This window comes from Lacticaseibacillus salsurae, from assembly GCF_045862175.1.
Lineage (GTDB): Bacteria > Bacillota > Bacilli > Lactobacillales > Lactobacillaceae > Lacticaseibacillus > Lacticaseibacillus salsurae.
Window position 1 is genome coordinate 1 of the sequence record NZ_BAAFZI010000063.1, and the last position, 10753, is coordinate 10753.

The 10753-nt window shown below is 48.3% G+C and carries 11 protein-coding genes; 5 read left to right on the forward strand and 6 right to left on the reverse strand.

Going from position 1 to position 10753, the window contains the following annotated elements; all coding sequences use genetic code 11:
• Positions 1–467: 467 nt before the first annotated feature.
• The 4 genes from ACKTSG_RS12345 to ACKTSG_RS12360 form a co-directional block, all read right to left on the reverse strand.
• Positions 468–734 carry a hypothetical protein gene (locus ACKTSG_RS12345; RefSeq protein ID WP_407895196.1) on the reverse strand — a complete coding sequence of 89 codons (267 nt, stop codon included), beginning with the start codon at positions 732–734 and terminating at the stop codon, positions 468–470.
• A 436-nt stretch (positions 735–1170) separates the two neighbouring features.
• Positions 1171–2145, reverse strand: a complete 975-nt coding sequence (locus ACKTSG_RS12350) for a ribose-phosphate diphosphokinase (RefSeq protein ID WP_407895198.1) — start codon at positions 2143–2145, stop codon at positions 1171–1173.
• 338 nt (positions 2146–2483) lie between these two features.
• The gene (locus ACKTSG_RS12355; protein ID WP_407895200.1) at positions 2484–2777 is read right to left on the reverse strand and encodes a hypothetical protein; all 294 of its coding nucleotides are present in this window, start codon (positions 2775–2777) and stop codon (positions 2484–2486) included.
• 4 nt (positions 2778–2781) lie between these two features.
• Positions 2782–3336, reverse strand: a complete 555-nt coding sequence (locus tag ACKTSG_RS12360; protein WP_407895202.1) for a hypothetical protein — start codon at positions 3334–3336, stop codon at positions 2782–2784.
• Between the two features lie 395 nt (positions 3337–3731).
• Here ACKTSG_RS12360 and ACKTSG_RS12365 point away from each other — a divergent pair, with 395 nt between their 5' ends.
• From ACKTSG_RS12365 to ACKTSG_RS12375, 3 genes are all read left to right on the forward strand, one after another.
• Positions 3732–4043: a hypothetical protein gene (locus ACKTSG_RS12365; RefSeq protein ID WP_407895204.1), complete on the forward strand. Its 312-nt coding sequence runs from the start codon at positions 3732–3734 to the stop codon at positions 4041–4043.
• A gap of 79 nt (positions 4044–4122) precedes the next feature.
• Positions 4123–4362 (forward strand): hypothetical protein, encoded by a 240-nt coding sequence (locus ACKTSG_RS12370; protein ID WP_407895206.1) that lies wholly within the window; start codon positions 4123–4125, stop codon positions 4360–4362.
• A 20-nt stretch (positions 4363–4382) separates the two neighbouring features.
• On the forward strand, positions 4383–5030 hold the full coding sequence (locus ACKTSG_RS12375) for a hypothetical protein (protein WP_407895208.1): 648 nt from the start codon (positions 4383–4385) through the stop codon (positions 5028–5030).
• A gap of 1357 nt (positions 5031–6387) precedes the next feature.
• Here ACKTSG_RS12375 and ACKTSG_RS12380 read toward each other — a convergent pair.
• The gene (locus tag ACKTSG_RS12380) at positions 6388–6702 is read right to left on the reverse strand and encodes a transposase (protein WP_407895210.1); all 315 of its coding nucleotides are present in this window, start codon (positions 6700–6702) and stop codon (positions 6388–6390) included.
• A gap of 434 nt (positions 6703–7136) precedes the next feature.
• Here ACKTSG_RS12380 and ACKTSG_RS12385 point away from each other — a divergent pair, with 434 nt between their 5' ends.
• Both ACKTSG_RS12385 and ACKTSG_RS12390 read left to right on the forward strand, forming a co-directional pair.
• On the forward strand, positions 7137–7880 hold the full coding sequence (locus ACKTSG_RS12385; protein WP_407895212.1) for a hypothetical protein: 744 nt from the start codon (positions 7137–7139) through the stop codon (positions 7878–7880).
• Positions 7881–8001: 121 nt separating this feature from the next.
• Positions 8002–8691 carry an N-acetylmannosamine-6-phosphate 2-epimerase gene (locus ACKTSG_RS12390; RefSeq protein WP_407895214.1) on the forward strand — a complete coding sequence of 230 codons (690 nt, stop codon included), beginning with the start codon at positions 8002–8004 and terminating at the stop codon, positions 8689–8691.
• Between the two features lie 1829 nt (positions 8692–10520).
• Here ACKTSG_RS12390 and ACKTSG_RS12395 read toward each other — a convergent pair.
• Positions 10521–10753 (reverse strand): hypothetical protein (locus ACKTSG_RS12395; RefSeq protein ID WP_407895216.1); only part of this gene is annotated, 233 nt, incomplete at its 5' end.

Sequence of the window (10753 nt, forward strand, 5' to 3'; positions counted from 1 at the left end):
GATCGCTTCTCTCTACTTGTTGTGTGGTAACTCAATTAGAGGACAAGCGGTCTTCTTTTGTCAAACCGTTTTTCGGGGTTATCCTATTACTTACTTTTCCCTCCCGAGGAATACTTTACACTAAGCGTACTTTACGCCAGTTGATGAAAGCAGTCAGAAAATTCTGGCGAAACTAAGCAAACGAAAAGCCGCCATCCCGCTTCCAGTCGGTAGATGTCGGCTTAAGTTTGTTTAAATTCCACTGACCATCGCACTTATTGCGATATTGCTAGGACCTATTGTCCCACAAACGTCGTGCTGGCCGTACGGCGTTTAGCATACCTCATGATAACATGTCGCCACAGTCTATGACAAGATACCCTGCCAACGAACGTACCATTTTGTTTGGAACCAATTGATCCAAACACCAGAAACGCCAAAACCAGCACCGCCACATATCTCGCGTCAATGCTGGCTTTCAAGCGTGATCAGTTGTGCTGAACGCGCCGGTCGACGGACACATAAACTACGCGCTGGCCGCGGTCATGCACCATGTCTGCCGTGCTTGGCTTTGGGGCTTCTACGCCAGCATCGATCATGCGCGCGATGGTGGCCCCGGCTAAATGAGTGGTACCTGCGATCGTTTCGCCAACCACTTCAAAGTCCTCAAAATCCGGGCTTGTGAACGTGAAGCGATGCCGATCGTCATCAGGATCTTCTGAAACAAACATCGGGTAGGTCAAAAATTGGAACATGCCGTCCTCCATTTTTTCCGCAACAACTTTACCTTACTCACCATAAGCCTAAATGCGGCAAAATGAAAGTGGTTTCTGCACCAAAATTTTTGCGGGTGAAACCGGCACCCTATCCGGATTTAAGGCGGATCGCCAGCAAAAAAGTGAACGTGTTTCTTCCATTATAATGTACTTATTTTAGGTGCTTGTTTGGCGTAACAAAATTGGCGCATCGGCGTCGAGCTTTCCGGCGCAACGCGAGCACAGCTAGCTACGAAATAAGCACCGAGCCATAGTGCGGCTCGATGCTTATTTCTAGGCTATCTGACTCGCTAAGTGCGCGCCGGGTCTGCTCTGGTATCGAGCTTTCCGATGCAACAGGCACGCGCTTAGCTAAGACAAAGGCACCAAGTCAAAGTGCGACTTGATGCCTGAAGAACGCCTCGAAAAGCTCTTATTATTTTTTGAACCGGTTTTCGAATAATGGGGAAACTGGTTTGTTTTCTTGGATCCGGGTGATGGCGCGGCCGATGAGAGGACCGACGGAAACGGTGACCAGCTTGGACAACTTCTTGTCTTCAGCTAATTGGATGGAGTCGGTGACAACAACTTGTTCGATCACAGAGTTTTCCAAACGTTCAACCGCTGGACCGGAGAAGATCGCATGCGTTGCGGCAACTAAGACTTCAGTGGCACCGGCATTCTTCAATGCGGCGGCGGCTAAAGTGATGGTGCCGGCAGTATCGATCATGTCATCGATGATGATGCAGCGCTTGCCGTCAACTTTACCGACAATGTTCATGACTTCGGCAACGTTAGGACGAGGACGACGCTTGTCGATGATGGCAATTGGTGCCTTTAAGAATTCTGCTAACTTGCGGGCACGGGTGACACCACCATGGTCAGGTGATACGACCACTGTGTCTTCGCCGTTGTAGTGGTTACGCAAGAAGTAATCGGCTAATAATGGGGCACCCATCAAATGATCGACAGGGATATCGAAGAACCCTTGGATCTGAGCGGCATGCAAGTCCAAAGCCAACACCCGAGTGGCGCCGGCGCGTTCTAACATGTTCGCTACCAGCTTGGCCGTGATTGGTTCGCGAGAACGCGCTTTGCGGTCTTGACGCGCATAGCCGTAATATGGGATCACGATCGAGATCGTATGTGCAGAAGCACGACGCAAGGCATCGATCATGATCAACAATTCCATTAAATTGTCGTTGACCGGCGCAGACGTGGATTGCACAAGGTAGATATCATCCCCACGAATACTTTCTTCGATGTTGATTTGAATTTCACCGTCTGAGAAGCGCTTGACGGATGACTTCCCTAACTCAACACCGACTTCTTTGGCGATTTTTTCAGCAAGCGGCTTATTTGAGTTTAAGGCAAAAATCTTCAACTTTGGATCAGCATAATGCTCTGGCATGGTTTCCTCCACCTGAATGAATTTGTTCATCTCATCTGCATGGGCACACACCCGTACTCACACACGATATAGTATAACAAAAACTGCGGCCTTTGCGGGAGAGATTTTAGGATGAAAGCAAATGAAAGCGTGCACTCCTCATGATGGTTTAATCTTATGACCAAAAACTGCCGAATTTTCAGGAAAAACATCCCAAACGCTTTGGAAAAATTCAACCCGCAACATCAAAATATCGATTTTGCGCCTTTAAAATCCATGCGTTTCGCGACTTTTCTCCGCTTGAAAATTCGCGATACCATTTTTCAAAGCATGAAAGCTCTGGGGGATCAAGCACGCTTTCACCGTGATCGGCGCAGTGACGAGAAAAATGCCGCTCGGCTATGCTTCAATGCGATCAACAATCGCTTGATAAATGATTTAGGCTTTTTCGGCGTATAAAAGTGGATCCCGTTTTTGGAATCTTCTTCAATGGCCAGATGTTCTGCCATCGTCAATGGACGATCACCTGATTGTGCCCGCATGCGATTGATGCTCGCAAGCCGATTTTCCTCTGTCAGTTCGCCAGCAGCTTTTCGTCGCCAAAAATCCGCCACCAACTGCTCTGGGGTATTTAACTGTTGATTTTCCGGCATTAGACTACTCCTCTTTTGTAGATTCAATTTCATACACTTCTAACAACTCAATCAGCTTTGGAATTCCTTTCATCGAGGAAATTTCCATAATTTGGTCAATATCGGTCGCCAGCCGTGTATCCAACAATACTCGGACGAGTTCTGATGCAAAGGTATTGATTGCTTCGCTCTTATACAAATGTTCAGGATGACTAAGCAAAAATCCCCAAGGATCTAGAAAATGTAGTAACGTGATCAAATCGACTGCTTCAACCCATTTTGCCCTTGCTTGCTTCACTTCTTCTGCATCAGCATGCTGTAACTTCAACTGCTCAACCGCGTTAAAGACATCGTTCAATTCCCGTGTCACCTTCAACACCAGCTTCCGAGTCTCCCCAGGATATTGCTGCATCAAATCAAATGTCCGCTGGATTTGGTTAGCCTTCACATCTTGTGCTCGAACAATGGTATTGCGTCGATAAGTGAATGCCGCCACCAGAAAGCCCAACAAGATCAATACTTCTTTGGTGCCAATCCACCACGTTTGCGTATACCACGGCACAACTGTCTGGATACCCATAATAACATCTTCTTTCTAAACTCTCTACCCAACTTCCCCTTCATTAATAGATTACGCAAAACTGCCGCAAAGCATCTATTACAGTTTGACGGCACAAAGAAAAATTTCCAGCTTCTCCGCTTAAATAGCGAGAATTCGCTAACGTTGACGCTTTGGTGCACTTTCTCGCCAAAAAACTTACAAAAAAGGTGAATCCGCTGTATCACAACAGTTGACGGATCGCCATAACTTTGATAATCTGTATACATAAAGTAAATAGTATCAAGATACGCAGACATTTCTTATACTAGTATTACTTTCACCCATTCAAAAGTGCCACCGCCTTGTTTCACCTGGTACTTTTGATTTTTTCTTCCTATTGAATGTAACCGCTCACAACATAAAGGAGGCCCATGATGCCACGACTACTTGATGCCACATTACTGACGGCCACGTTCACCCACATCACCCAACTGCCGCACGACATGCCGATGGGCCACGCGGAAGTATTGATCGCCGAACCTCATGCCACGCAATTGATCATCGCCACTCATCCTGGGCAAGACTTATTTTTAAACGTTGGCGACAGCTTCACGTATTACCATGAAGCCACTGACGATGGGATCGCCCAATTCAACTTGATGCACCCGCTGACAGAAGCCGCCAAGATCCGTGTTTGGTGCAACATCACCCCAGCACATTTGACGCAACACCAACTCGACGCCTAACTAAGGAGGAATCCATGATGACTAACCCGATCACCCAACTGTTCACCCAATTGACGATGCCGCCTGCCAGCATGCCAGCATGCCCACTCACTACGCCGAAGTGTTAGTCGACCAACAAGACCTCACCATCGCCGTGCACCCAGGCCAAGAGGTGTTGGTCAATGTCGGCGACGACTACAGTTATTTTGCCCCGGCAACGTTAGATGGGATCGCCCATATCCACTTGATGCAGCCACTACCCGCGCACTACTTGATCCGCGTAAGCTGTGACTTATTGCCAGCTGCAGTGGTGTTGTACCCTGCCGTTCAGTCCGCTTAGCCAACCAAAGGAGCTTGTCTATGGAAACGACTTATTACCCGCTGAACTTAACTGATGCGATGATGAACGCTTGCTTGGACGCCTTTTGGCAAGGGGAAAAGCCACTACCGGCGCCGACTTATGACGGCATGATCGCCACGCTATTGGCTGATGCCAACGTGCCAACACGCTGGGTCTACTTCGGCCAAGCGCAAGCGGATCACCGCATGTTGGTCGAATTCCCCAACGACGCGACGACATACTTATTTGCCACAGACGCCAATGGTTATTTCGGTTTCGGCGTGCATACTGATGACCCAGACACTGCCATGAGCGAGATCTCAGTCACCGTGATCCAAGAAGGCGACGACGAGCTATGGCAGCAAACGCAACTGGGCTTTCATCCCTTGCAGCTACCTATCGAAGATCGCGCCGATATTTATCACGAGTTGATGTTTGGCGACATCCCCAAAGTCCAACTCGGCGACTTTGACGTGACCTGGCACACCATGGCCAACGGCTTCACAGCATATTTCGGCTACGGCCCAGCGCATGCGACGCTACCACTGCCGGTATGCGAGTGTGCCGGATGCGATCAGCTGCAAGCAGACGACGCCGGATTTGTGGTATTTGGCGCCGAACTGCCAGCTGGACTGGCGCCAGAACTCGCGCTGTTCCTGCAAGCATAATCATAGTAATTAATTTAAATAATCCGTACGATCGGCCTTTGCAACCAGATCGCCGTCACGACAGGAAAAATGGTTGGATCCGTCACTGAAAATCGCCGAAAGAAGCTTGATTCACCGATGTTTGTTCAGGATTTTTCACTTTTTTCGCGAAAATGGCTATAATCGTTTTCGAGAAAGCGGTAGAATATGGATGATCGAGAACGTGATATTATTTATTAATTTTCGACACGTTCCGATCTACCCCCACAACTGCTTCTGAACTTCTCAGCGCATGACCGCTTGCCTCGCCACCAGCCTGACGCCGCCAAGTCGGTCATGTGTTTTTTTCGGCCAAAAATCATTGCCTACTCCACCCAAGCGCGGACGGGAACAGCCGATCGACCTCCGGCACTTCCAAGCCCAACCAACTTCAACAATGCCTCCCATTCCCATCACTGGCACCAATGTGAGTCCCGCGGCGCCAAAACAGCTGAAATTTAGCCAAATCGTTACCACCGAAGCCAATATTTTTCAAAAAAATTTGTAATTTAAATAACTGATACTCAACATAAAACCGGCGAAAACTGGGAAATTATGCCATAGAGGCTGGCAAAGCTCAATTTAACGATGTTATTTTATCAAGAAATATAAATAAAGCGCTTGCATCTATAAATTCATCATGATAAGTTTAAATCATAGAAAAGCAAATTCGGTTTATAACCCATAGATTATGTATCGATAACAACACTAACTCTCACGCAAATCAGCACCTGTGTACCGTTCCCGCTCACCGCCTCTGATCAGACGATAACGCCAACGCGCCAACGCAGATGCTTTTATTTTCCCGTAGATTGTAAGCGTACACATTAGGAAGGACTGATGACGATGAAAATCGACCACGCCGCCACTTACATGAAGACGCGCGACCAACCAAACGCCGTTAGCCGGCTGCCACTTTGTCACTAGCACATATTGCGTTAAGAAAGGATGGATGACCATGACCTTAAATCACGCCGCCTTACACACCAAAGCGAGAGATCAACCTAAGTAACCGACATTCACTTGGTCTCAAGCTCAAGGTGCACCACCCCCGATCATGTTAGCGGGCCTCCGAAGTTTCACTTGGTGGCGCACCTTGACCTTGAGATCAGCCCCCAGCGTTCTCAAGGACTCCCATTTACTTCACGCATCACGCCAACACGTTGATGCGTGCTCTGACTTGAAATCGAGTGAGCTGTTCCCTCACTACCTCCTAAACAGCCACCTCGATTTCAAATCAGAGCCTGCATGAACCAGGCTTGGCCTAGCGTCAAAGGTGATTTTGAAATGAAGTTCTTCTACATATTATGACTGACATTGACATCAATGCCCGATAATACTAACGAAACGTTCGATACGCATATGGAGCTGTCCCGTTTTGCAGGCACTCTTGCTCATATTCGTAGTGATCTAGCGATAAGGTGACGTTGGGCTTAGCCACTTTCCCATGTATCTTGTTAAAGTCCGGCAGTTGCCGACCTTTTGCTATCGGTTGCTTCTGAGGAAACAACAAGCTTTCCAGCCAAATGTCATCCACGTCATCGGTGAATGGCGGACTAATCTGATGCAGTTCAGCTTGCTTGATAACCTCGGAGATCTTGGGACACGAGTTCCCAGTGATCATCGCAATGTCCCGCTGCACGCGCTTAGACATATGCTAATCGTAGTATTCAGGAGGTGTCTTTATTATTGCTCATTTTCTTCGCTGACCTTGGAGAATTTCATCGCCGAGTGGTGTCAAAAAGTTCGCATTATTTGGTAAAGCTAAACGCCATCTTCATCGTCACCAGATCAAAAGCAGTAAATCATCTTTATTTATTATGAAATATCATTCGAAGATATAGCATTAATGTTTTCGATGCTTAAAATTTGTTGTACTGACTGTTTCGTCGTATAATTTTAGCATTCTAAGGAGGTGATAATCAGTCTTAGACAGATCGTTTGCCCACGGCACTGCTTGATGCACCGAGCAATGAGGTAACTTGTTGGCCGGCTAAGCCAACGCATATCCGTATCCTTGCTGGACAATTGGCGCCGACTTGGCGGCGGCTTTTGTCTGCTATTGTCAACATTCAAGGAGGCAGATCTATGGCGAATTCAGAATTACGTTTCGGCACGATCACCGGAACGCTGGTCGATTATCTTCCGGTGACTGGCATTCACGGTGATGGCAGCACCTTTTCCAGCCACTTTCTACAAGTCAAGCTCGATACCATCGACATCGAATCGGCGCAGTGGGAATGGCCACATTTTCACTATGCTTATATGGTGTTGGCCGACTTGCTCAGCGACGCGCCGACGCTAGGCGACCACATCAGCGCTGACGGCGAGCTAGGGTTGACGCATTTTGCCTTGGACGGCAACGGTATGATCACCGCCGCCAAGATCAAAATGTGGTTCCAGCAACTGTCGTTATTTGTCGACAACTGGTCAGAAGTCAACTTGGTGGATGAACAACGCCGCGCGTTTGACGCGCTGACGCAGCGCTTCGCTGACAGTCCTTGGCAAATCGACGAGTGGCTCAACTTGCAAACCGAGTTATTATCCGATTCCAAAGCGTTAGATCAACTGCAAGCGCTGTTGGTGCACACCATTCACCAACGCGATGAAGTTTATGCCAAATCAGCGCCAGTGACCGCGTTGATGCAAGATGCGTCGCGCGTTGACGTGACTCGCGGCGGCTGGTTTGAACCGCTGAGCTTGGGACATTTTGTCTCGGCAGATCACGAGTTGCGCTTGTATGACCCAGATGATCTCACGAAGCTTCATGACAGCTTGTTGGCCCAAAGCGCTGAATTGAACCGCCGGCGCGGCCCTGAAATTATTGCTTAACTGGAACCGCCGCGTCGCCATGGCGCGGTAATACTTATGGTGGGCTGTTTGAAATCATGATGTAAGCGTGTTATATTGCTTGTTGCAATCCCTTACAATTCTGATAGAAAAGAGCTCACCCATGCCAAACACCTTCTTAACCCAGACCCAAGGCCAACTGATCGTTTCTTGCCAAGCCCTACCTGAAGAGCCGCTGCACAGTTCGTTTATCATGGCGCGCATGGCTCGCGCGGTCAAACTTGCTGGCGCCGTGGCGTTGCGCGCCAATTCTGTTGTCGACATTCAAGCGATCCAAGATGAAACCGGCTTGCCGATCATTGGTATCAACAAGCACATTTTCCCAGACGCTGAATCTTACATCACCCCGACGCTTAAAGATATGCGCGCCGTGGCTGCCACCGGCGTACCCGTCGTCGCCGTTGAAGTGACCGGCCGGACGCGTCCGCTTGGCGAGCACTTGGCCGATCAAGTCGCCGCTTTTCGCGAGGAATACCCGGATACCTTGTTGATGGCTGACACCGATACACTGGCCAATGTCCGCGTGGCCGATCAGCTAGGCTTTGATCTGATCGGCACCACCATGCACGGCTACACGCCAGCGTCTTCAGGTGCCAACATCGCCGACGACGATTTCGCCTATTTGAAGGCAGTGCTTGCTGAAACTGTCTGCCCAGTGATTGCAGAAGGCAAGATCGACACCCCAGAAAAGTTGCGCCGCTGCATCGATCTTGGCGCCCATGCCGTTGTCGTTGGCGGCGCCATCACCCGACCGCTGGAAATCGCCAGCCGTTTTTTGGCAGCGTTAGACTAGTTTCTTCTATATAAAAAGGCACCCGATGACATGATCGGCATTTCGATCGTGTTACCAGGTGTCGGCTTATTGATTATTCAACGTTTTCCTTCTATATGCAGTGTGCCCGTCCGCCCAAAGCAACATCGAGCCCGACGAAAAACGGTTGTACGAAAAAAGCCGCGCCATTAACTTTTAGCGAAGTAAGCGCGACTTTGAATTAAGTTTACGCCGAAAAGCTACCGCTCTTATGCGCTGTGCACGGATAACAATTCGAGAGGACACGATGTTGGAAGCATCGTGTCTTGTTGTATGCCCATAGTATATCATGTCGCGATACCCTGTGACAACAAGACCAGAAAGCAGAGTCACCTGAACCTTGAAAGCTTAGAAATCACCATCCAGAACGATTGCAAGAATCGAATTGTCGATTATTTGACTGTGTTTGTTCTACAAATTATTCAATGTTTTCCGACTATATACACCATCTGTCTTGCCATGGTATACTATCAAAAGCACAAAAGCAACGTGCGGTAGCTTTTCGAGTACGAAGGAGGTGGTGCCTATGAGATTTCGTAGGTGTCAACGAATCCGGAAAGGAAAGTCGTATGCAAAACTGGGATGTTTGGGGATCTCTTCTCTTCATCCTCGTCAGTCTTGGTGGTTTTGTAGACCGGTATGGGAATCTGATTCTCCATATCGTTGAAGTCTATCTCAAAGTGGCAGGTCACCTGTCCACCCCAAGTAAGTCCAAGCCTCATCGGACGAGACGAAAAACGGTTGTACGAAAAAAGCCGCGCCATCGCTTTTAGTTGAGTAGGCGCGACTTTAGTAATATAAACGCCGAAAAGCTACCGCTCTTATAGCGCTGTGCACGGATAACAATCCGGGGACACGATGTTGGAAGCATCGTGTCTTTTTGTATGCCCATAGTATATCATGTCGCGATACCCTGTGGCAACAAGACCAAGATGATCCCTCGTGGAATGATCATATACACCAAATTATCGGTTATTTTACTATTTTCATCTTATAAATTATTCAATGTTTACCGCCTATATACAGTATCTGTCTTGCCATGGTATACTATCAAAAGCACAAAAGCAACGTGCGGTAGCTTTTCGAGTACGAAGGAGGTGGTGCCTATGAGATCTCATGGGTGTCAACGAGTCCGGAAAGGAAAGTCGTATGCAAAACTGGGATGTCTGGGGATCCGTCCTCTTCATCCTCGTCTCACTTGGTGGTTTTTTAGGCCAGCATGGGGATCTTATTCTCCATGTGATTGAAGTCTATCTTAAAGTGGCAGATCATTTGTCCACCCCAAGCAAGCCCACGAAACAACGGGCCAGACGAAAAACGGTTGTACGAAAAAAGCCGCGCCATCGCTTTTAGCCAAGTAGACGCGACTTTGTAACAAGTATTTAACGCCGAAAAGCTACCGCTCTTATAGCGCTGTGCACGGATAACTATCCGGGAGGGCACGATGTTCCAGCATCGTGCCTTTTTGTATGCCCATAGTATATCATGTCGCGATACCCTGTGACAACAAGACCAGGATACAACGTCACCTGAACCTTGAAAGCTTAGAAATCACCCATCCAGAACGACTGCAAGCATCGAATTATCGATTATTTGACTGTGTTTGTTTTACAAATTATTCAATGTTTTCCGGCTGTATACATTGTCTGTCTTGCCATGGTATACTGGCAAAAGCACAAAAGCAACGTGCGGTAGCTTTTCGAGTACGAAGGAGGTGGTGCCTATGAGATTTCGTAGGTGTCAACAAATCCGGAAAGGAAAGTCGTATGCAAAACTGGGATGTATGGGGTTCCGTCCTCTTCATCCTCGTCTCACTTGGTGGTTTTGTAGACCGATATGGGGATCTCATCCTCCATATCATCGAGGTCTATCTCAAAGTGGCAGGTCACCTGTCCACCCCAAGCAAGTCCAAGCCTCTGAAGGCGGCGAAGCGAATTGCCCAACTCGGCGATCTTTTTTACCCCATTCGGTGCTAAAATTGACACCACTCGGCGAAAGAATTGACCAAGAATTTCAAAAGTGGCATCGCTGAGCGTTTTCAGCG

Bases quoted from the DNA above. Each gene is read 5' to 3' on its own strand.
- ACKTSG_RS12345 (WP_407895196.1), bottom strand. From the start codon at position 734: ATGTTCCAATTTTTGACCTACCCGATGTTTGTTTCAGAAGATCCTGAT.
- ACKTSG_RS12350 (WP_407895198.1), bottom strand. From the start codon at position 2,145: ATGCCAGAGCATTATGCTGATCCAAAGTTGAAGATTTTTGCCTTAAAC.
- ACKTSG_RS12355 (WP_407895200.1), bottom strand. From the start codon at position 2,777: ATGCCGGAAAATCAACAGTTAAATACCCCAGAGCAGTTGGTGGCGGAT.
- ACKTSG_RS12360 (WP_407895202.1), bottom strand. From the start codon at position 3,336: ATGGGTATCCAGACAGTTGTGCCGTGGTATACGCAAACGTGGTGGATT.
- ACKTSG_RS12365 (WP_407895204.1), top strand. From the start codon at position 3,732: ATGCCACGACTACTTGATGCCACATTACTGACGGCCACGTTCACCCAC.
- ACKTSG_RS12370 (WP_407895206.1), top strand. From the start codon at position 4,123: ATGCCCACTCACTACGCCGAAGTGTTAGTCGACCAACAAGACCTCACC.
- ACKTSG_RS12375 (WP_407895208.1), top strand. From the start codon at position 4,383: ATGGAAACGACTTATTACCCGCTGAACTTAACTGATGCGATGATGAAC.
- ACKTSG_RS12380 (WP_407895210.1), bottom strand. From the start codon at position 6,702: ATGTCTAAGCGCGTGCAGCGGGACATTGCGATGATCACTGGGAACTCG.
- ACKTSG_RS12385 (WP_407895212.1), top strand. From the start codon at position 7,137: ATGGCGAATTCAGAATTACGTTTCGGCACGATCACCGGAACGCTGGTC.
- ACKTSG_RS12390 (WP_407895214.1), top strand. From the start codon at position 8,002: ATGCCAAACACCTTCTTAACCCAGACCCAAGGCCAACTGATCGTTTCT.